Source organism: Paraburkholderia sp. BR10872, assembly GCF_040965835.1.
GTDB lineage: Bacteria > Pseudomonadota > Gammaproteobacteria > Burkholderiales > Burkholderiaceae > Paraburkholderia > Paraburkholderia nodosa_A.
In genome coordinates, this window is record NZ_JBFRCN010000077.1 from 1 (window position 1) to 20,255 (window position 20,255).

Here is a 20,255-nt window from a genome sequence, read left to right on the forward strand (position 1 = left end):
GATGATGGATGATGGTCGCCGACTGTTTGAGCGAGCCATCCACGGGGCGACTCTGCACACGCTCCTTCGCGTACGCCACGGCCTTCTGGTAGGCGCTCTCCGCCACGCCCACGCCCTGCATGCCCCCGCCGAAGCGCGCGGCGTTCATCATGATGAACATGTATTCGAGGCCGCGATTCTCCTCGCCCACGAGGTAACCGATCGCACCGCCGTGGTCGCCGCATTGCAGCACGGCCGTCGGGCTCGCCTTGATGCCGAGCTTGTGTTCGATCGATACGCAATGCACGTCGTTGCGCGCGCCGGGCGAGCCGTCGTCGTTGACGAGGAACTTCGGCACGACGAAGAGCGAGATGCCTTTCACGCCTTCTGGCGCGTTGGGCGTGCGAGCCAGCACGAGGTGAACGATGTTCTCCGCCATGTCGTGCTCGCCCCACGTGATGAAGATCTTGGTGCCGAAGACCTTGTACGTGCCGTCACCCTGCGGTTCGGCGCGCGAACGCACCAGCGCGAGGTCGGAGCCGGCCTGCGGCTCGGTGAGGTTCATCGTGCCGGTCCAGTCGCCGGAGATGAGCTTCGGCACGTAGCGCGCCTTCAGTTCGTCACTGCCCGCGGTGAGCAGCGCCTCGATGGCGCCGTCGGTGAGCAGCGGGCACAGCGCGAACGAAAGGTTCGCCGCGTTGAGCATTTCGATGCAAGGCGTCGCGATCAGCTTGGGCAGCGCCTGGCCGCCGAATTCGGTCGGATGCTGCAGACCCTGCCAGCCGCCCTCGACATACTGGCGGAACGCCCCTGCGAAGCCAGGCGTCGCCGTGACCTCGCCGTCGCGCCAGCTGCTGGGCACGCGATCGCCTTCCACGTTCAGCGGCGCGATGACTTCGCCGGAGAGCTTCGCGCACTCGTCGAGCACGGCCTGCGCAGTGTCGAAACCAGCGTCTCCGAAACCCGGCAGGGTTGCGACGGCGTCGATGCCGGCCAGCTCTTTCAGCACGAACAGCATGTCCTTGACGGGGGCGTTGTAGCTCATGATCGGTCCTTCCAGTCACTCAGGGGTCAAAATGGATGCGCCGCCGGGCCAGGATCACCAGGGACACCTGGGTGGCCACCTTGCGGCAGTACAGGACGGATCGTAGCGTCAATCGGTCGCCAAACCACTGTCCAAACCGGACCACATGGTGACAATTCTGGCCACGTTATCGGCTGCTGTGCCCCGCCAACATGGCTGGGCGACCCGACTTTGCGCAGGGCGACGCTCAGGCGCCCAGCCGCTCAGCCTCGGCGGCGGTAGGTGCCGGGCGTGCTGCCCGTCCAGTGCCGAAAGGCGCGATGAAAGGCGCTGGGGTCGTCGAAACCCAGATCGCCGCCGATGGCCGCGATCGTGTCCTGGGTGTCGGTGAGGCGCTGGATCGCCACGTCGCGGCGGAGTTCGTCCTTGAGCGCCTGGAACGTGGTTTCCTCTGCGGCGAGGCGCCGGCAGAGTGTACGCACCGAGCAGTGCAGGCTGTCGGCCGCCGCTTCGATGGTCGGCAGATCGGGCAGTTGCGCGGCCAGGTACTGGCGCACGTTGTGGCTCACCAGCTGCTCGCTGAAGGTCTCGAAGATCCAGTCGCCGGGCGAGCGCGCGAGAAACGCGCGCAGGTTGCGCTTGCTCTGCCGGATCGGCATGTCGAGATAGGCCGCGCTGAAGCGCATCAGCGTGGCCTCGCGGCCAAAGCGCACGGGCCCCGGGAAGAAGTAGCGGTGATCGAGTGCGTGCGGCGGCTGCGCGCAGGCGAAATCGACTTGCAGCAGCGGGATCCGCTGCCCGATCAGCCAGGACGACACACCGTGGGCAAGCTTGAGCGTCAGCTCCTGCCCGAGCGGCCCGATCGCGCCGTACGCCGGATTGGCGCGTAATGCCACCTGGGCCACGAGCCCATGGCGGCGCGATTCGAGCCGAAAATCGTCGAGCACGATGTGGAAAAACTGGTCGAAGCGATGCAGCGCCGTTTCGAGGTTGCGCGCATCGAGCAGGCTCAGGCAGAGAAACTTGAGCGTGCCACTGCGCAGCGGCCGGCTGAAGATGCCGGGCATCTCGTCGTCGAGTTCGATGGCGAGCGTCTGGTAGAGCGTGGAGAACTGCTCTTCCGTCACGCGGCCGCCCGGCTTGGCGAGCAGTTCGAGCGCGATGCCCGCCTCGTTGAGATAGCGGCGGATCACGCTGGGCTCGGCGCCCGCGCCGGCGAGAAAGCCGTTGACGAGCGAGATGGGAACGGTGGCGCTAGGCGATGGCATGCATTGACGATGAAAGGCCGCGGAAACGGACAGACTTCGGCGTCGGCCCGCGCGCCATTTTAAATCGGCGCGGCCGAAATCACGCGGCCGGGCCCCTCGCCCGCGCGAATGCATCGAACCACGCGAGACTTTCCGGGTTGGCCATGGTGTCCGGATTGGCCACCTTCTCGAGCGGCTGGCCGAGCAGAAGCCGCTTGATCGGCACCTCCATCTTCTTGCCTGACAGCGTGCGCGGAACGGCCTGAACCTGATGGATCTCATCGGGCACATGGCGCGCCGAGAGTGCCTCGCGCACGCGTGCGCGAATGCGCTGCGCGAGCGCGTCGCTCAGATCGACACCCGGGCGCAACACCACGAAGAGCGGCATCGACGAGCTGCGCCCCAAGTACTCGAGATCGACCACGAGGCTGTCGAGCACTTCGGGCACCGACTCCACCGCGCGATACAGCTCGCTCGTGCCCATGCGGATGCCGTGGCGGTTGATGGTGGCGTCCGAGCGACCGTAGATGACCGCGCCGCCGCGGGGCGTGATGCGCAGCCAGTCGCCGTGGCGCCAGATACCGGGAAACATGTCGAAGTAGCTTTCGCGGTAGCGCCGGTTCGCGTCGTCGCGCCAGAAGCAAAGCGGCATCGAAGGCATGGGCGCAGTGCACACGAGTTCGCCGACTTCGTCGATGCGCGCGTGCCCGGCTTCATCGAACGCCTCGACGCGCGCGCCCAGGCACCGGCACTGCATTTCGCCGAGATAGACCGGCAAGGTCGGCACGCCGGCGAGGAAGCAACCCGCGAAATCGGTGCCGCCGGAAATCGCGTCGATCCAGACGGGCCCTACCTGCTCGAGTATCCACGCGTACGCTTCGGGCGGCAGCGGCGAGCCGGTCGAACCGACCGCGCGCAGGCGCGACAGATCGGCCGCGGCACGCGGCTCGACACCGGCCTTCAGGCACCCCTGGAAATATGCCGCCCCCGCGCCGAAGAACGTCACGCCCGTCTCGCCCACGAAGCGCCACAGCGCCTGCGCGTCGGGATACGTGGGGTTGCCGTCGTAGAGGCAGAGCGTCGCGCCCGCGAGCAGGCCGCCCACCTGGCAGTTCCACATGATCCAGTTCGTGCTGGCGTACCAGTGGAACCGGTCGCCCGGGCTCAGGTCGAGATGCAGCGCGGTGAGCTTTACGTGCTCCACCACGATGCCGCCGTGCGAATGCACGATGGCCTTGGGCATGCCCGTCGTGCCCGACGAATAGACGATCCACAGCGGATGATCGAACGACACATGTTCGATTTCGAGCGGGACGTTTCCAGCGATCGCGTCGCGCCATGCCGTGGCCTGCGGGTACACCTTCGCGTCGGCGTCCGGGTCGAGCTGCGGGTCGAATACGAGATGCGCCACGCTCGGCAGCTCGCGCAGCAGATGGTGAATCAGCTCGCGGCGGTCGTGCGGCTTGCCGCCGTAGCGGTAGCCGTCTACGGCGAAGAGCACCTTCGGCTCGATCTGCCGGAAGCGGTCGAGCACCGCGAGCGGCCCCATGTCGGGCGAGCACACCGACCAGATCGCGCCCACGCTCGCGGTGGCGAGAAATGCCACGACCGTCTCGGGCGTGTTCGGCATGAAGGCCGCCACACGGTCGCCGCGCGTCACGCCCATGCGCCGCAGCGTGGCCGCGCAAGCCGCGACCTGGCGGCGCAGCTCCGCCCAGCTCAATTCGCGCGTGCGGCCCGCCATGGGGCCGCTCTCGCTGCGCGAAACGATCGCCGGCCGCGCGTCGCTCGCGAGCTGAAAGGCCCGCTCGACGTAGTTCAACTCGACACCCGGAAACCAGCGTGCACCGGGCATCGCCGCATCGGCGAGCGCCACGCCGCGCGGCTCGCGCGAGGGAATCTGCGCCCAGTCCCACAGCGCGCACCAGAAAGCGTCGATGTCCTCGACTGACCAACGCCAGAGCGAGTCGTAGTCGTCGAACGCGAGACCGCGCGCCTCGCCGAGCCACTTCATGAACCGCGTTATGCGGGCGGACTCGACCTGCTGCGGTGCCGGCGTCCAGGCCGGAGCGGATGCGGGAACGGTTTCGTTCATCTCGTTGCGTGGGCTCGTGTGGCTTCGTTTGACCTAATGGTGCCGGAGCCGGTACGCGTCGAACAATTCAGGGAAACCAGTGGAAGGTTTCCTATCGCGTTTGCTGGCAATGATGTCCGATAACGTCGCGCGTAATGGCACATCAACTTGTAATTATTTCCAATAATTCGAATAAAAGAGGTGATTGAACACTTACGCGCGATCAATATTTGGCTTCCCGATTTAATCTAAGATTAATCGAAATTCACATGCGAGTTGTCCTGCACAAATAGATCGAACCGCGAATTTACCCTGCGCCGCGCAATGCCTGTCTGCCGGCAAAGTCCGGCAAACGGCCCCATTCCGTACGCAATTGGCATAAGGCCCGTCATAAAACTGCAATCCATTGACGCCTTTAATTTGCCTAATTCCCGTCGAACCGCCTCTTCCTATCGGACCAAGGTCTTATTGTCATTTTGCGCGCCCCCTATCAGATTGAGCGCGTAGCGGCACGGGTTCCGCTCTCGCGGCATGCGATCCGCGCTGCAGATTCAGGCACCAGCATGTTGATGGGCTCGCGCGCAGCGCGAGAACTGCAACCCAGCCGGCTCGTACAGGAGATCGCGCATGTCCGAATCGACGTCTTCGTCTCACCCCGCGGCCAAGCCCGACAGCGCCGCCACGCCAGCCTCTGCCAACAAGTTGCGCCTTGGCGCGCTCACCGCCCTCGTCGTGGGCTCGATGGTGGGCGGCGGTATCTTTTCCCTGCCGCAAAACATGGCGGCCAGCGCCGACGCCGGCGCGGTGCTGATCGGCTGGGCGATCACCGCGGTCGGCATGCTCATGCTCGCGTTCGTGTTCCAGTCGCTGGCCATCCGCAAACCCGAACTCGACGGCGGGGTCTACGCCTTCGCGAAAGCCGGCTTCGGCGACTACATGGGCTTCGGCTCGGCCTGGGGCTACTGGATCAGCGCGTGGCTCGGCAACGTCGGCTACTTCGTTCTCCTGTTCAGCACGCTCGGCTACTTCTTCCCGGTGTTCGGCGAGGGCAACACGCCGATCTCCATCGTCTGCGCCTCGGTGCTGCTCTGGGCGCTGCACTTTCTCGTGCTGCGGGGCATCAAGGAGGCCGCGATCGTCAACCAGATCACCACGGTCGCGAAGCTGGTGCCGCTGTGCCTCTTCATCATCATCTGCGTGTTTGCGTTCCGCTCCAGCACCTTCACGGCCGACTTCTGGGGACAAATGAATCCCAAGCTCGGCAGCGTGACGAACCAGGTCCGCGGCATGATGCTCGTGACCGTGTGGGTGTTCATCGGCATTGAAGGCGCGAGCATCTTCTCTGCGCGGGCGGAAAAGCGCAGCGATGTCGGCAAGGCCACGGTCATCGGTTTCGTCGGCGTGCTGCTCCTGCTCGTGCTCGTGAACGTGCTGTCGCTCGGCGTACTCACGCAGCCGAAACTCGCGGCACTGCAGAATCCTTCGATGGCCGGCGTGCTCGAAAACGTGGTCGGCCACTGGGGCGCGATTCTGATCAGCGTGGGCCTCGTCGTGTCGCTTGCGGGCGCACTGCTCTCGTGGGTGCTGCTGTGCGCAGAAATCATCTTTTCGGCCGCGCGCGACCACACGATGCCTAACTTCCTGCGCAAGGAAAACGCGAAGCACGTGCCGGCCAACGCGTTGTGGCTCACGAACGGCATGGTGCAGATCTTCCTCGTCATCACGCTGTTTTCGAAGGGCACGTATCTCTCGCTCATCTATCTCGCGACCTCGATGATCCTGCTGCCCTACTTCTGGTCGGCAGCCTACGCATTCCTGCTCGCGATGCGCGGCGAAACGTATGAGGCCGACAGCGGCGAGCGCAACAAGGACCTCGTCATCGCGGGCGTCGCCGTAATCTACGCGGTCTGGCTCATTTACGCCGGCGGCCTCAAATACGTGCTGCTCTCCGCGTTGCTCTACGCGCCGGGCATCGTCCTGTTCGCACGCGCAAAACGCGAGGTCGGCCAGCCCGTATTCACCACCATCGAGAAGTTCGTTTTCGCCGCTGTGCTGATTGGCGCATTGCTGGCGGCTTTCGGCCTGTACAAGGGCTTTCTCACCCTTTGATTCGAGGAGTCTCATGATGAGTACGGACACTGTCGCCTTCGGCGTCAATTCGGAGGCAGGCAAGCTGCGCAAGGTCATGGTGTGCGCGCCGGGTCTCGCGCATCAACGCCTCACCCCCAGCAACTGCGACGAGCTGCTCTACGACGACGTGATCTGGGTCAGCCAGGCGAAGCGCGACCACTTCGACTTCGTCACGAAAATGCGGGAGCGCGGCGTAGACGTCCTCGAAATGCACAATCTGCTCACGGAAACGGTGCAACACCCCGAAGGGCTCAAATACATCCTCGATCGCAAGGTTCGCCCCGAGACCGTGGGCGTGTCGCTCGCCGGCGAGGTGCGCAGCTGGCTCGAAGGGCTCGAGCCGCGCAAGACCGCGGAATTCCTCATCGGCGGCGTGGTCGCCGAAGATATTCCGGATACCGAACAAAGCAAGATCCTCAAGGAATTTCGCCGCTATCTGGGCTATTCGAGCTTCGTGCTCGCGCCGCTGCCCAACAGCACCTTCACGCGCGACACGACCTGCTGGATCTACGGCGGCGTCTCGCTCAACCCGATGTACTGGCCGGCGCGCAGGCAGGAAACGCTGCTCACCACGGCCATCTACCGCTATCACCCCGAGTTCGCGGGCAAGGACTTCCAGGTGTGGTACGGCGACCCCGACGAGGACCATGGCGCGGCCACGCTCGAAGGCGGCGACGTGATGCCGATCGGCAATGGCGTCGTGCTGATCGGCATGGGCGAGCGCACGAGCCGCCAGGCGATCGGCCGTCTCGCGCAGAACATCTTCGCCAAGGGCGGCGCCGAGCGCATTGTCGTGGCGGGCCTGCCCAAGTCGCGCGCGGCCATGCACCTCGACACGGTGTTCAGCTTCTGCGACCGCGACCTCGTGACGATCTTCCCGGAGGTGGTCAACGAGATCGTGCCGTTCTCGATTCGCCCCGACGACAAGAGTCCCTCGAAGCTCGACCTGCGCCGCGAGGAGAAGCCCTTCGTGGACGTCGTGGCAGAAGCGCTGGGCTTGAAGAGTCTGCGCATCGTCGAGACCGGCGGCAACGCGTTCGCGGCCGAACGCGAGCAATGGGACGACGGCAACAACGTGGTGTGCGTCGAGCCCGGCGTCGTGATTGGCTACGACCGCAACACCTATACGAATACGCTGCTGCGCAAGGCCGGCGTGGAGGTCATCACGATCACGGCGAGCGAACTGGGCCGCGGGCGCGGCGGCGGCCACTGCATGACTTGCCCGATCGTGCGCGACGCCGTCTGAGCGCCGCCCCTATTCGCATTCCCACTGCATTCCCACTGCATTCGCAACGGAGAAACGACATGGCTTTCAACCTGCGCAACCGCAGCCTGCTTAGTCTCATGCACCACAGCACCCGCGAGCTGCGTTATCTGCTCGACCTCTCGCGCGACCTCAAGCGCGCCAAATACACAGGGACCGAGCAGCAGCACCTCAAGGGCGTCAACATTGCGCTGATCTTCGAGAAGACCTCCACACGCACGCGCTGCGCGTTCGAAGTCGCGGCCTACGACCAGGGCGCGAACGTCACCTATATCGATCCGACCTCGTCGCAGATCGGCCACAAGGAAAGCATGAAGGACACGGCGCGCGTGCTGGGCCGCATGTACGATGCGATCGAGTATCGCGGCTTCAAACAGGACATCGTCGAGGAACTCGCGAAGTTCGCCGGCGTGCCGGTATTCAACGGTCTGACCGACGAATACCACCCCACGCAGATGCTCGCCGACGTACTCACCATGCGCGAGCATTCGGACAAGCCGCTCACGCAGATCAGCTACGCGTATCTGGGCGACGCCCGCAACAACATGGGCAACTCGCTGCTGCTGATTGGCGCGAAGCTCGGCATGGACGTGCGCATCGCGGCGCCGAAGTCGCTCTGGCCGCACGACGATCTCGTGGCGGACTGCAAGAAGTTCGCCGAGGAAAGCGGCGCGCGCATGCTGCTCACCGAAGACCCCAAGGAAGCCGTCAAGGGCGTGGATTTCGTGCACACCGACGTGTGGGTCTCGATGGGCGAGCCCATGGAAGCCTGGGGCGAACGTATCAAGGTGCTGCTGCCTTACCAGGTGAACATGGCACTCATGAAGGCGAGCGGCAGCGCACAAACGCGCTTCATGCATTGCCTGCCGGCCTTCCACAACAGCGAGACCAAGGTCGGCAAGCAGATCGCTGACACGTATCCCGAGTTGAAGAACGGCGTCGAGGTCACTGAGGAAGTATTCGAATCGCCACTGAATCTGGCCTTCGAGCAGGCGGAAAACCGCATGCACACGATCAAGGCGATTCTCGTTTCGACGCTCGCCGACATTTGAGCCGTACCGCTCGACGGCGCGCGTGCGCCGCGCGGCCGGGTTGCAAACCCGGTAACGCGGTGCATGCGCCCCGCTTCACCGACACGCATCACCTTGGGAGTCAGACATGCGAATCGTGATTGCGCTTGGCGGCAACGCGCTGCTGCGTCGCGGCGAGCCGATGACGGCAGAGAACCAGCGCGAGAACGTGCGCCTCGCGGCCACCCAGATCGCGCAGATCGCGCAGGGCAACGAACTGGTGATCGCCCACGGCAACGGGCCGCAGGTCGGCCTGCTCGCGCTGCAGGGCGAGGCCTACAAGGACGTGCCCGGCTACCCGCTCGACGTGCTCGGCGCGCAGACCGAGGGCATGATCGGCTACATGATCGAGCAGGAACTCGGCAATCTCCTGCCGTACGAGGTGCCGTTCGCGACCATCCTCACCCAGGTCGAAGTGGACGCGAACGATCCTGCGTTCCAGCATCCGAGCAAGCCGATCGGCCCGGTCTATACGAAGGAGCAGGCGCAGAAGCTCGCCGCGGAGCGCGGCTGGGCCATCGCCCCGGACGGTGACAAGTTCCGCCGTGTCGTGGCGAGCCCGCGGCCGAAGCACATCTTCGAGATCCGCCCCGTGAAATGGCTGCTGGAGCGCGGCACGATCGTGATTTGCGCGGGCGGCGGCGGCATTCCGACGCTCTACGGCGAAGGCCACAAGCTGGGCGGCGTGGAGGCGGTGATCGACAAGGATCTGTGCTCCGCCCTGCTCGCGCAGGAGCTGGAGGCCGATATGCTCATCATCGCGACCGACGTGAACGCCACGTACGTCGACTGGAGCCAGCCGTCACAAAAGGCGATTGCGAGCGCGCATCCCGACGAACTGGAGAAGCTGGGCTTCGCGGCCGGGTCGATGGGTCCGAAGGTCATGGCGGCCGCGGAGTTCGCGCGCAACACCGGCAAGGATGCGGTGATCGGCGCGCTGGCCGATATCGTGGCGATCACCCAAGGCAAGGCGGGTACGCGCGTGAGCACGCAGCGGCCGGGTTTGATCTTCTATTGAGGCTGGCCTTTACGGTTCGCGGGCGGCCGCCTCGAAACGGTGCCTGAAAATGCAGGGCGCGCACCGCAGCTGGCGTAGCCGCGGTGCGCGCCCTGTTGTGTAGTTGCGTGCGCCTATTCCTCGCGTGCGGGCGGCATGACCTGTGCGCTGATGGTGTGCTCGCGCCAGAACAGGTTGTTAATGCGTCCCTGCAAGCGGCGCAAACCCTCCTCGCTCGCGGCGTGGAAGGTGAGCAGCGCGCCGGGACGGCCCGCTCCCTCGATGCGCTGAATCGCGTCGTACGGCGGGAAACCGTAGCGCTCCAGAAACTCGTTGATTTCGGCGTCGGTGACGTGTTCGTCGATATTACCCAACAGCAGCTCGGCCATGGTCTACCCCTCGTGAGCGTTCAATCGTGATGATAGTGTGGTTTTATCCGGCGCGACGACAAGCTGCGCCGGGTCCGACGCGATGCCGCTCAGTACTTCTCCTGCACGTAACGGTAACGATAGTCCGGGTCGCGGTAGCCTTGTGCCTTCTGGCGCTCGGGCAGCGTGACCTTCTCGCGCGGCAGCGCCTTGTACGGAATGGTGTTCAGGATATGGCTGATGACATTCAGACGCGCGCGCTTCTTGTCATCGGATCGCACAACGAACCATGGGGATTCCGGCGTATCCGTCATGTCGAACATCTCGTCGCGCGCGCGTGAATAGTCGTACCAGCGGCTATACGACAGCAGGTCCATGGGCGAAAGCTTCCAGATCTTGCGCGGGTCGTTGATGCGCCCTTCGAGGCGCCGGGTCTGCTCTTGCTGGCTCACTTCGAGCCAGAACTTGATGAGGATCGTGCCCGAGTCGATGATGGCGCGTTCGATGAGCGGCACGCCGCGCAGGAATTCCGTGGCCTGTTCCGGCGTGCAAAAGCCCATCACGCGCTCGACGCCCGCACGGTTGTACCAGCTCCGGTCGAACACCACGATTTCGCCCGCGGCGGGCAGCAGCGGCAGGTAGCGCTGGAAGTACATCTGCGACTTCTCGCGCTCCGTGGGCGCGGGCAGCGCGAATACGCGAAATACGCGCGGGCTGACCCGATCGGTGAGCGCCTTGATCGTGCCGCCCTTGCCTGCGCCGTCGCGGCCTTCGAACAGGATGCATACCCTGAGGCGCTTCTGGACCACCCACTCCTGCAAGCGAACGAGTTCGCCATGCAGGCGCCCGAGTTCCTTTTGATAGGCCTTTTCGCTGAGTTTTTCTGCCGGCGCGGCTGCGCTCGCCGCCTTGACTTCCTCTTTCTTCGCCATTGAATCGCTCCCCGCTTCAGAGGCCTCACACGAGGCATCCATCCACTATGGTGGGTGGACGCGGAGCGCGCAATAGGACTTTGGACTCAGGCCCTGGCCGTCTCGACCTCCGGCAATCACGCTCACCTACGAGCGCGTCATTCGTGCGCGTAGTTGAACTCAGGCATGGCCTTCAGCTGGTCCTTGTCGGCCTGCAGCACGATCTGCTTGCTGTCGATGCGCAGGTCGTTGAACGGCACGGCCACGAGATGCTTGCCCAGACCGAGGAAGCCGCCCACGGAGAGAATCGCGAAGGCACCCTGGTTAGGCGACTCGAGCACGATGTCGTCGATCGCGCCGATCTTGCTGCCGCTATTGTCGTAGACGTCTGAGCCCACGAGCTTCGAGGCGCGAAATCCGGTGCCAGACTGCACCGTCGCCATGCGCTGCACGGCGATCGATTGCGGTGCGCCCTGCGCGAGCGCGGCAGACGGTACGCCCAGCGCACAGCCGAACGTGCACCCGAACGAGACGACGAGCGCACAAGCGCGGCGACAAGCCAGGTCTCGCATATTCAGCGGGCGATTCGATTGTGTCGTCATGGTATCCCCCTATCCCTTGTGCGAATGCACGGCGAATACCGCCTGAAGGCAAGCGCTGTGCCTGGCGCGCTCACGCCTGCGCGAGCCAATGCTCGATCAACGGCCCCCGTTCGCCGTAAATGGGATCGCTTGCGGGATACGGCAGCGCCTGCATGGCGCGCAACTCCGCCGACGTCAGCGCGTCGCGGCGGATGTCCCACTGTTGCCCGCGCGGATAGCCGCCCGCTACGCGAAAGCCGCCGGCGAGCGACAGCAGGCAATGACCGGTGCCGGCCGGCAGCAGCAGCGCGTCGCCGGCATGCACGCGCAGCACGCGCCCGCCCGGGCCGCCGAGAATCAGCTCGGCGGTGCCGGCGAACACGCCCAGCACCTCGTGCGCCGTGGAATGGAAATGGTGATAGTCGAATACGCCGTCGAGCCATTGTACCGGCCAGCCGTTCGCCTCGAAGCGTTCGTTGAATGCCCGTGCAAGGTCATGGGCGCCTGGCGCCAGCGCGCGCCGATAGACGATGACGGGAAGCCGGGCGTTGTTCGGCACCCAGCCGTGCGCGGCGAGGACGAAAGTTTCGACGCCGCTTTCGCGTTGGGCCGGACGGCTTTCGCGCAGTTTGCGCGGAAAATGAAAGGCGCGATCTTCATACATCGTCTTACTCCCTCGCAGCGCTGCCGCCCGCGGCGGCCGACGCGCCCGCCGCGCCGTTTGCCGGCTTTTTTGCGTGATGCGGTTTGTGTTTCGAGGAATGTGTCGTTCGCGTCGCCTGTGCGCCCTTGCTGGCGGGCACGCCCTTCTCGACGCCCTGGGTCGGCGCCGGGTACACGCCGTTGGCCTTCGCCCCGCTCGACTCGGTGGCGGGCGCCGTGGTCGGCCGATCCGCGCCGGTGTTGTCCTGCGCGAGCGCCGCGCCCGCCGCTGCTCCTTCCAGGACGAGTGCCAGCGCGAGCGCGCCGGGCGCGAAAACCTTCGTCGGTCGGGTGTGCATGGTGAGCGGTCCTCCTTCAGTACGTTGCGAGCCCGGATGCCAGGACCCCGCACCGTCGAAGCGAGCTGACCGCGCCGGTCCCGGCTTGATAAGCAGCAACCCGCGTACCGGCCCCGGCAGGCCCCGGCGACCTGCGGGGCACGGCGTTTGCGCCGAGCCGGGCAAATCGATTCGCGCGACGGCGAGGCCGAGGGGCTGCGACGCCCCATCTGGCGCACGCTTCGTGTATCCCGGAGAGGTCTATGCGTTCGAATTTCCTGCCCGCCGCTCGTGTTGGCCGCGGCCCCGAGGCTCATCTGCCGACCGAGGAGCCCGACGATCCGCATCGTCCGCCACCTCCTCCGGTACCGGACAGCGAGCCGCCGCCCGTACCGGAAGGCGATCCTCCGCCTGAAGCGCCACCCGAGCGCCTGCGCTAGCGCGCTTGCGCCGCCATGGCGCGGCAGCGCTCAGCCGGTGGCTCGCAAGCGGCGCGACGGGGCGGCCTTCACCTCGGGCCATTCGTCCATCACGCGGCCGGCCGATGGCGCGCTCATCGCCATCGCGAAATCGGGCCTCGTGTTCTTCGACTACGAAGCGAAAAAGGTCGTGCCGATGCCGCGGGCCTTCCGCGACAAGTTTCCGCAAGTCAATACGCTCGGCTGAGCCTGGATTCGCTCAGCGCGGCTGGAACATGATGAGCGCCATGCCGGCCAGCGTGAAGCCGATGCCGGCCCAGTCCCAGGGGCTCGGCCTGATCGCCTCGACAGCCCAGAGCCAGAGAATCGCCACGCAGACATAGACGCCGCCGTAGGCCGCATAGGTGCGCCCGGCGGCCGTGGGATGGAGCGTGAGCAGCCACGCGAAGAGCGCGAGAGAGGCAGCGGCGGGCACGAGGAGCCACCCACTCGCGCCTTCGCGCAGCCAGCGATAAGGCAGATAGCAGCCGATGATCTCGGCGAGCGCGGTCACGACGAAAAGCGCAAACGTCTTCATGGGCGGCGGCTAGTGGCTGGGGCGCCCATGGTAACGCAGGCGGCGAGGCCGCCTGCGCGTTCTTCGCAACGTACCGCTCTGTTCCCCTCAGTTCCCTTCGGGTCGCCTCAGGGCCGCTCGCCGCGGGCCAGCCGCGCTTCGATCTCGTTCACCACGGGCGGCAGATCGGCGACGCTGTCGATCACGTAGTGCGCGCCCGCCGCACGCAGGCGTTCCGCGGCCGCGGCGCGGCGGCGCGCGAATTCTTCGGGCGCGAGCGCGCGAACTTCTTCCTCGGTCAGGCCGAACGCGTTGCCGCTCACCGCGACACCCACCGCCCACGTCCCGCCGTTGATGCCCTCCTCGATGCCGACTTCGGTGTCGTCCACCTTGATCGCGTCGCGCGCGAGCCACACGCCGAGCTGCGGCAGCGCGCGGTAGATCATGTATGGCGACGGCCGGCCCTCGGGCGTGTCGCCCGTGCAAACGATGCTGTCCGGATCGAAACCCTGAGCCTTCGCGCCCGGCACGATCTGGTCGATGATTTCGCGCGTGTAGCCCGTGGTCGAGCCGATGCGTACGCCGTCGGCACGCAGCGCGGCGGTCACGGCCGCCACGCCCGGAATCACGTCGCTGTACTGCGCGGCCACGGCGACGTTCTTTGGCACGAAGACGTCGTACACGGCGTCGATATCGGCTTCGCCAGGCGCGTGGCCGTAGTGCGCTTCCCACGCCGCCGCGACGCGCGGCAGCGCCATCAGCGCCGCGATGTGCGGACGCTTGGCCATGCCCATCGGCCCGCGCGCCTCGTCGATCGTGATCGGCACGCCGAACTGCTCGAAGGTCTCGACGAACGCGCCCATCGGCGCGCGCGAACCGTAGTCGACCACGGTGCCCGCCCAGTCGAAAATTACTGCCTTGACGTGTTTCATTGCATGCGTCCTGCTAAAAAATCGATGATGTGGAGTCTTGACGATCTGTGCGTATTACGCGGCGAGCGCTTCGCGTGCGCCGAGGTCGACCGGCGCGGGCGCAGCGCTTGCCACGCCGAGCGTGCGCAGCGCTTCGCCGCACGCGGCCACGACGCGGCGCATGACGGTCTCGTCGAGTGCGCCGATGCAGCCGACGCGAAAGCTCTCCACGCTCGTCAGCTTGCCCGGATAGATGATGAAACCCTGCGCCTTCATCAGTTCGTAGAAGCGCGCGAAGTCGAATGCGGGATCGGCCGGCGAAAAGAACGTGACGATGATGGGCGAGCGCCAGGCTTCGGTCAGCAGCGGCTCGAAACCGAGCCCGCGCATGCCCTCGACGAGCACGTCGCGATTGCGCGCATAGCGTGCAAGGCGCCCCGGCTGACCACCTTCGAGCGCGTGCAGACGCAGCGCCTCAATGAACGCGGCCACCGCGTGCGTGGGCGGCGTGAAGCGCCACTGGCCGGTGCGGTTCATGACGTCCCACTGGTCGTAGATATCGAGCGCGAGCGAGTGGCTCACGCCCTTTGCGTTGTTCAGGACTTCCTTCTTTGCGATCACGAACCCGAAGCCCGGCACGCCCTCGATGCACTTGTTGGCCGAGGAGACGAACGCGTCGCAAGGCAGCGTGCGCACGTCGAGCGGCACCGCGCCGAACGCGCTCATCGAGTCGACCAGAAGGCGCCGCCCCTGGCGGGCCGTCACGGCCGCGATCTCCTCGATCGGGTTCAGAATGCCCGAGCTGGTTTCGCAGTGCACGACGACGACATGCGTGATGTCCGGGTTCGCGATCAGCAGCTGTTCGACGTCTTTGGCGCGCGGCGGCAGGTAGTCGCCGGTGTCGTGCACGGTGTGCTCGCGACCCAGGTAGCGCAGCGTCGTGGCGATACGCTTGCCATACGCGCCGTTGGCGAGCACGAGCGCGTGGCCATTGCGCGGCACGAAACTGCCGAGCATCGCCTCGACGCAATAGCTGCCGCTGCCCTGCAACGGCACGCAGTCGTATTCACCCTGCTCGTCGCCCGCGATCTGCAGCAGCGCGGCGCGTAATTGCGCGGTCATGGCTCGGAAGTCGGCGTCCCACGAGCCCCAGTCGCGCTGCATCGCGGCCTTGGTCGAGGCTGCGGTCGTAAGCGGTCCGGGGGTCAGGAGATACGGCTCGGCGGGGGTGGTCATGCGGGCTCCAGTGGGCGTCGGGACAGTCGATCCCGACACGTTAGCGCAGCGCCATCCATCGGTAAAATCGATATAATCGATGTCGATATAAGTTGAACTTATCCAGTTTTTCTCCTGTCGCCGGAGTGTTTCGACATGCAATACGCGCAATTGCGGGCTTTTCACGCGGTCGCCGAACACGGCGGGTTCTCACGCGCCGCGCAGGCGCTCTCGCTCACGCAGCCGGCCGTATCGGACCATGTGCGGCGGCTCGAACAGGATTTCGGGGTCAAACTCTTCGAACGCGGCCCTCGCGGTGTGGAACTCACCGAACTCGGGCGACGACTCTTCGCGGTGACGCGTCAGATGGTGGGGTGTGAGCGCGACGCGCGGCGGCTTCTCGAAGCGGCAGGCGCGCTCGAATCGGGCGAACTCGCCCTCGCCGCCGACGCGCCCGACCTCGCCATCAAGCTGATCGGCGCGTTCAGGCGGCGCTATCCGGGGGTGGTGATCAAGCTCTCGATCGCGAACGCGACGGAATGCATGCGCCGCGTCCTCGCGAGCGAAGCCGACGCCGCGATCACGGCCGCGCGTCAGGTTCACAGCCGGCTGCAGGCCCGCGTGCTGCGCGAGGAACCGCTGGTCGCGGTCGTGCCCGCCGAAAGCCCCGCCGCGAAAAAGCGCCGCATGACGTACGAGGAACTCGTGCGCGAGCCCATGGTGTTTCGCGAAACGCATTCGGTCACGCAGCAGTTGCTCGAAGCCGAACTCGTGCGCAAAGGACTGCAGGTCCAGCCCGTGCTCTACGTGGGTGGCCGCGAGGCCTTGCAAACGGCCATTGCGCAGGGCGTGGGCGTGGGTGTGATCGCGCATGCGGAATTTGGCGAGTCGCGGCGCATTCGCATGCTGCCACTCGTGGACTGCCAGGTGCGCATGGTCGAATCGCTTACGCGCCTCGCCGACACGACATCGTCGAATCTGCTCGACGCGCTCTTTGCCATTCCGCTCGATTGAGCGACGGGAGGGCCGTCAGGACACCACGATAGCGGTGCCGACGGCATGGAGCAGATCGCGCAGCGTTTCGGCCTGCTCCATGCGCGCGCCGTGGCGCAGGTGAATCCGCAGCGCCCGGCCCGCGATGCCGTCGACCGGGCGCGCGAGCCACAGCTCGACGGCGAGCCCGAGGCCGTCGGGGGCATCGGGCACGACCGGTTCGACGACGCGCGGCTTGAAGGAGGCGGATTCGGACATGGCAAGACCTCGTCGGTGGCGGGATCGACTTCATCGTAGCGAGGCGATACGCCCGCGCCAAACGAGAAATCCGCGTATGCAAATGAGCGCCGCCCCGCAATGGATCGCGCGGGCAGTGGCATGCACGACCGCTCGCATTGCGCGCCGCATCGTGGAAGCCGGCGAGGTGCCCTTTTTACCAGCAGCGTGTGGCCGCGAGTGGCAAACTGAACGCATCGTTGCGCGGCCCTTGGCCAGTTTGCCTGCAACGAAATGGGAGGACCTCTTCATGGAACGCCCCTTTACCGATCGCCGCGAGGCGGGCCGTTCGCTCGCCGGCCCGCTCTCGGCCTACGCGGGCAGACGCGACGTCATCGTGCTCGCGCTCCCGCGCGGCGGCGTGCCCGTAGCCTATGAAGTCGCGAAGGCGCTGCAGGTGCCGCTCGATGTCTTGCCCGTGTGCAAGCTTGGCCTGCCCTGGCAGCCGGAACTCGCCATGGGCGCGCTGTCGTCGAACGGCGCGCAGTACGTGGACAGTGCGCTCGTACGCAGCGCCGGCGTGAGCGAGGCCCAGTTGCAGAGCGCCATGGCGCTCGCACGCATCGAGCTTGGCCGGCGCGAGGCGCGCTATCGCGGCGAGCGTGCTCCGCTTGCGGTGGCGGGCCGTGTAGCGGTCATCGTCGACGACGGCATGGCCACGGGCGCGTCGCTGAAGGCAGCGGCGCTCGCGCTCGCCACGCTTGGCCCCGCGCGCATCGTCGCAGCGCTGCCGGTCGCGCCCTCGGGCTCGCGGGACCGGCTCGGCAGGACGGTGGACGAATTCGTCTGTGCGCGCATGCCCGAGGCGTTCTACAGCGTCGGCCAGTTCTATCTCGACTTCGATCAGGTCAGCGACGACACCGTGCGCGAGTTGTTGGCTCAAGCTGCGGCGAACGACGCGCGCGGCGACGCGCAGAGCTAAGCCGCGCGGGTTGCGCCGCCGCTGCACTTGCGCCTTATTTCACCGGATTCGACGCCGCTTCGCCCACCACCGTTTGCCAGGGCCGCACGCGCCAATGCTTCACGAGCCCCGAAAGCACGTACGGGTCGGCGCGCGCGAACGCTTCGGCCGCGGCCTGACTGTCACCCTGGAAAAGCAGCAGCGCGTTGTCGACGGGATCGGCAACCGCACCCGCCAGGAGCAACTCGCCGCGTTCGACGGCCGCCCATGCCAGCTTCAGATGCGCACTGCGGTGTTCGGGGCGGCGTTCGAGGTAGTCGTCTGCGAGTTCGTACATCAAGAGGTAATGCATGCGCGTTCTCCGTGTCGTTGCGGCCACGCCGGACTGGGTCGACGGCCGATAGCGAACATTGTGCAGCAGCGCGCGCGTCAACCGAACACATCGCTACGTCGTTTTAATGGCAGCTTTGCCATAATGGCGGCGCGCGCGAGGCGCACCGGCCTTTACGGCTGGCCGCACGTCAACTGAGAACGTCCAAAGTCAAGGGAGTGAACGATGAAGATGCAATCCGTCATTGCTGCAATCGTGCTGGGCGGCGTGCTGGCCGCGCCGGCGTTCGCACAGACCGCCGCACCCGCTTCCGCGCCGGCGGCGAACAGCCAGCAGAACAAGATGAAGGCATGCAACGCCCAGGCCGGCGACAAGAAAGGCGACGACCGCAAGGCATTCATGAAGCAGTGCCTTTCGACTGCCGGCGCTCCGGCTCCGACGATGACCCAGCAAGAGCGCATGAAGGCGTGCAACGCCCAGGCCGGCGACAAGAAGGGCGACGACCGCAAGGCATTCATGAAGACCTGCCTCTCGACGAAGAGCTGAGCGAAGCGGGTTCGGGAACGCTCCCGCACCCGTTTGCGCTCGCAGGATCCGCGCGCCGCAGCCTTTGCTGCGGCGCGTTTTTTTATGCGCTGTTTTTGTGCGTTGCAGCGCCAGTGTCTTCGGTTGTGCGAATCGTCGTCGACGGATGCGAAATCGTGCAGGTTTGCGCGGATTTGCGTCATGACCCGCATTCGGACGTGCCGTTTTTCTCCTATGATGGCTGCAGCGGCGGCCCCTCCCCGCGAAATCACACATTAGCCATCGGGCTGCCGCGTTGACGTTGATGCCAATGGCATCGAACGGAGGCGCAGATGGCATGGAGACACAAGAACCGCTGGTTTCGCCGCTGGCTCATGGTGATCACCTTCTGGCTCGTGCCGGTGATGATCGTCGCAGTGCGCGAGGTTCAGGACGAGATGGCGTATAACCGCGCGGATCTGCAGCGCGCGCTGACCTCCTGGACCTTCACCGACGCCGAGCGCGACGCCGGCGCCCCGCTGCGCTGCCACGGCACGCCCGAAACCGCGCGTGCAGCCGGCTGCCCCGCCGCGGTGCTCGCGGCGAACGCGCAGCGCCAGCAGGAAGCGCGCGACGAATACGCCGTGCGGCGCACGACGCTTGCGGGCTACCTGTGGCACGCGTTTGTCGGCTACTGGGTCGTGCCCGCTGCGGTGCTGCTCGCGATCGGCGTGCTCATCGGCGGCGTGAAGCGCGCCTTGCGTCGGCCCACGGCCAAGCCCGTGCCGGAGCGCTAGCGCGTTTCGTGCATGCCCCAGCGCACAGCGTGTGTGCTGCGCAGCCTCAAAGAGCGGGTCGGGACGTTCGGGTATAACGACGGGACGCTGTGACATCGCGGCGCCCGGCAACTAGAACGGAGAACAAGATGAACGCATCTCGCATGCTTTTGAAGGCTTCTGTCGCAATCGCCGTCGGCGTCGCGACACTCTCGGGCTGTACCACCACCGGCAGCCAGGCCCCCAGCCCCGCGACCAATGCGTCGCGCGCCGACTCGATCAACTCCGACGTCGACGCCACCCTGTCGCGCCTCTATCAGACGGTGCCGGGCTCGCGCGAACTGGTCGGCAAGGCTCGCGGCATTCTGGTGTTTCCGCGCGTGATCCAGGCGGGCATCGGCGTCGGCGGCGAACACGGCGACGGCGCGCTGCGCGTGGGGGGCAGCACGGTTGGCTTTTACAGCACGTCGTCGGCGTCGGTTGGCGCAACGCTCGGCGTGCAGTCGAAGTCCGTCATCTATCTCTTCATGACGGAAGACGCGCTGGCGAAATTCCGCAATTCGAGCGGCTGGTCGGCAGGCGGCGACGCGTCGGTCGCGCTCGTGAAGGTCGGCGCGAACGGCTCGATCGACACCACCACGGCCACCCAGCCCGTGCAGGTCTTCGTGCTCACCAACAGCGGGCTGATCGGCGACCTCTCGCTCGGCGGCACGAAGATCACGAAACTCGAGCTCTAGGCGCCCCGCGG

23 protein-coding genes and 1 pseudogene are annotated in these 20,255 nt (G+C 66.0%); 11 read left to right on the forward strand and 13 right to left on the reverse strand.

Translation table 11 applies throughout. From position 1 onward, the window contains the following. The 3 genes from AB4Y43_RS36740 to AB4Y43_RS36750 all read right to left on the reverse strand — a co-directional run. A partial coding sequence (locus AB4Y43_RS36740) for an acyl-CoA dehydrogenase family protein (protein WP_368730030.1) occupies positions 1 to 1,024 on the reverse strand: 1,024 nt, incomplete at its 3' end. 242 nt (positions 1,025 to 1,266) lie between these two features. Further along, positions 1,267 to 2,271, reverse strand: a complete 1,005-nt coding sequence (locus tag AB4Y43_RS36745; protein WP_342945754.1) for an AraC family transcriptional regulator — start codon at positions 2,269 to 2,271, stop codon at positions 1,267 to 1,269. A gap of 79 nt (positions 2,272 to 2,350) precedes the next feature. Further along, a complete protein-coding gene (locus AB4Y43_RS36750; protein ID WP_342945753.1) occupies positions 2,351 to 4,345 on the reverse strand; it encodes an acetoacetate--CoA ligase in 1,995 nt (664 codons plus the stop codon). 720 nt (positions 4,346 to 5,065) lie between these two features. Between AB4Y43_RS36750 and arcD the strand changes: the two genes are divergently transcribed. The 4 genes from arcD (at position 5,066) to arcC (ending at position 9,806) form a co-directional block, all read left to right on the forward strand. Next, positions 5,066 to 6,433, forward strand: a complete 1,368-nt coding sequence (gene arcD / locus AB4Y43_RS36755; protein ID WP_368661794.1) for an arginine-ornithine antiporter — start codon at positions 5,066 to 5,068, stop codon at positions 6,431 to 6,433. A gap of 16 nt (positions 6,434 to 6,449) precedes the next feature. Continuing rightward, positions 6,450 to 7,700 (forward strand): arginine deiminase, encoded by a 1,251-nt coding sequence (gene arcA / locus AB4Y43_RS36760; protein WP_342945752.1) that lies wholly within the window; start codon positions 6,450 to 6,452, stop codon positions 7,698 to 7,700. A gap of 59 nt (positions 7,701 to 7,759) precedes the next feature. Next, positions 7,760 to 8,770: an ornithine carbamoyltransferase gene (locus AB4Y43_RS36765; RefSeq protein ID WP_342945751.1), complete on the forward strand. Its 1,011-nt coding sequence runs from the start codon at positions 7,760 to 7,762 to the stop codon at positions 8,768 to 8,770. A gap of 106 nt (positions 8,771 to 8,876) precedes the next feature. Continuing rightward, on the forward strand, positions 8,877 to 9,806 hold the full coding sequence (arcC, locus tag AB4Y43_RS36770; RefSeq protein ID WP_069268050.1) for a carbamate kinase: 930 nt from the start codon (positions 8,877 to 8,879) through the stop codon (positions 9,804 to 9,806). A 113-nt stretch (positions 9,807 to 9,919) separates the two neighbouring features. Here the strand turns inward: arcC and AB4Y43_RS36775 are convergent, their stop codons facing one another. From AB4Y43_RS36775 to AB4Y43_RS36795, 5 genes are all read right to left on the reverse strand, one after another. Next, the gene (locus AB4Y43_RS36775) at positions 9,920 to 10,174 is read right to left on the reverse strand and encodes an RNA-binding protein (RefSeq protein WP_254313976.1); all 255 of its coding nucleotides are present in this window, start codon (positions 10,172 to 10,174) and stop codon (positions 9,920 to 9,922) included. 89 nt (positions 10,175 to 10,263) lie between these two features. Further along, the gene (gene ppk2 / locus AB4Y43_RS36780; protein ID WP_342945749.1) at positions 10,264 to 11,085 is read right to left on the reverse strand and encodes a polyphosphate kinase 2; all 822 of its coding nucleotides are present in this window, start codon (positions 11,083 to 11,085) and stop codon (positions 10,264 to 10,266) included. Between the two features lie 137 nt (positions 11,086 to 11,222). After that, positions 11,223 to 11,666 (reverse strand): PRC-barrel domain-containing protein, encoded by a 444-nt coding sequence (locus AB4Y43_RS36785; RefSeq protein WP_256094983.1) that lies wholly within the window; start codon positions 11,664 to 11,666, stop codon positions 11,223 to 11,225. Positions 11,667 to 11,736: 70 nt separating this feature from the next. Then, positions 11,737 to 12,309 (reverse strand): cupin, encoded by a 573-nt coding sequence (locus AB4Y43_RS36790; protein WP_342945748.1) that lies wholly within the window; start codon positions 12,307 to 12,309, stop codon positions 11,737 to 11,739. Between the two features lie 4 nt (positions 12,310 to 12,313). Next, a complete protein-coding gene (locus AB4Y43_RS36795; protein WP_342945747.1) occupies positions 12,314 to 12,646 on the reverse strand; it encodes a hypothetical protein in 333 nt (110 codons plus the stop codon). 242 nt (positions 12,647 to 12,888) lie between these two features. On the opposite strand from AB4Y43_RS36795, the gene AB4Y43_RS36800 reads away from it, so the two are divergent. Together AB4Y43_RS36800 and AB4Y43_RS36805 are read left to right on the forward strand one after the other, a co-directional pair. Beyond that, positions 12,889 to 13,065: a hypothetical protein gene (locus tag AB4Y43_RS36800; RefSeq protein WP_342945746.1), complete on the forward strand. Its 177-nt coding sequence runs from the start codon at positions 12,889 to 12,891 to the stop codon at positions 13,063 to 13,065. 88 nt (positions 13,066 to 13,153) lie between these two features. Then, positions 13,154 to 13,291, forward strand: a pseudogene (locus tag AB4Y43_RS36805) (thioesterase); the annotation flags it as partial. Between the two features lie 12 nt (positions 13,292 to 13,303). On the opposite strand, the gene AB4Y43_RS36810 reads toward AB4Y43_RS36805, so the two are convergent. The 3 genes from AB4Y43_RS36810 to AB4Y43_RS36820 all read right to left on the reverse strand — a co-directional run bounded on the left by AB4Y43_RS36810 (position 13,304) and on the right by AB4Y43_RS36820 (position 15,747). After that, complete coding sequence (locus AB4Y43_RS36810) at positions 13,304 to 13,621, reverse strand: YnfA family protein (protein WP_342945745.1); 318 nt, start codon at positions 13,619 to 13,621, stop codon at positions 13,304 to 13,306. A gap of 107 nt (positions 13,622 to 13,728) precedes the next feature. Further along, positions 13,729 to 14,532 carry a phosphonoacetaldehyde hydrolase gene (phnX, locus tag AB4Y43_RS36815; protein ID WP_368730031.1) on the reverse strand — a complete coding sequence of 268 codons (804 nt, stop codon included), beginning with the start codon at positions 14,530 to 14,532 and terminating at the stop codon, positions 13,729 to 13,731. Between the two features lie 54 nt (positions 14,533 to 14,586). Continuing rightward, entirely contained in the window at positions 14,587 to 15,747 is a 1,161-nt protein-coding gene (locus AB4Y43_RS36820) for a 2-aminoethylphosphonate--pyruvate transaminase (protein ID WP_342945743.1), read from the reverse strand. Between the two features lie 135 nt (positions 15,748 to 15,882). On the opposite strand from AB4Y43_RS36820, the gene AB4Y43_RS36825 reads away from it, so the two are divergent. Then, on the forward strand, positions 15,883 to 16,740 hold the full coding sequence (locus tag AB4Y43_RS36825) for a LysR substrate-binding domain-containing protein (protein WP_368730032.1): 858 nt from the start codon (positions 15,883 to 15,885) through the stop codon (positions 16,738 to 16,740). 15 nt (positions 16,741 to 16,755) lie between these two features. Here AB4Y43_RS36825 and AB4Y43_RS36830 read toward each other — a convergent pair whose 3' ends face one another. Beyond that, positions 16,756 to 16,977 (reverse strand): hypothetical protein, encoded by a 222-nt coding sequence (locus AB4Y43_RS36830; RefSeq protein ID WP_069268061.1) that lies wholly within the window; start codon positions 16,975 to 16,977, stop codon positions 16,756 to 16,758. 268 nt (positions 16,978 to 17,245) lie between these two features. On the opposite strand from AB4Y43_RS36830, the gene AB4Y43_RS36835 reads away from it, so the two are divergent. Then, positions 17,246 to 17,917 carry a phosphoribosyltransferase gene (locus AB4Y43_RS36835; RefSeq protein ID WP_368683058.1) on the forward strand — a complete coding sequence of 224 codons (672 nt, stop codon included), beginning with the start codon at positions 17,246 to 17,248 and terminating at the stop codon, positions 17,915 to 17,917. A 34-nt stretch (positions 17,918 to 17,951) separates the two neighbouring features. On the opposite strand, the gene AB4Y43_RS36840 is transcribed toward AB4Y43_RS36835, so the two are convergent. Further along, positions 17,952 to 18,248: a YciI-like protein gene (locus AB4Y43_RS36840; RefSeq protein ID WP_368606470.1), complete on the reverse strand. Its 297-nt coding sequence runs from the start codon at positions 18,246 to 18,248 to the stop codon at positions 17,952 to 17,954. Positions 18,249 to 18,452: 204 nt separating this feature from the next. Here AB4Y43_RS36840 and AB4Y43_RS36845 point away from each other — a divergent pair, with 204 nt between their 5' ends. The 3 genes from AB4Y43_RS36845 (at position 18,453) to AB4Y43_RS36855 (ending at position 20,244) form a co-directional block, all read left to right on the forward strand. Further along, the gene (locus tag AB4Y43_RS36845; protein ID WP_342945740.1) at positions 18,453 to 18,773 is read left to right on the forward strand and encodes a PsiF family protein; all 321 of its coding nucleotides are present in this window, start codon (positions 18,453 to 18,455) and stop codon (positions 18,771 to 18,773) included. Positions 18,774 to 19,084: 311 nt separating this feature from the next. Then, on the forward strand, positions 19,085 to 19,528 hold the full coding sequence (locus AB4Y43_RS36850; protein WP_069268065.1) for a hypothetical protein: 444 nt from the start codon (positions 19,085 to 19,087) through the stop codon (positions 19,526 to 19,528). A gap of 128 nt (positions 19,529 to 19,656) precedes the next feature. After that, positions 19,657 to 20,244: a YSC84-related protein gene (locus tag AB4Y43_RS36855; protein WP_069268066.1), complete on the forward strand. Its 588-nt coding sequence runs from the start codon at positions 19,657 to 19,659 to the stop codon at positions 20,242 to 20,244. The last annotated feature ends 11 nt before the right edge of the window (positions 20,245 to 20,255 follow it).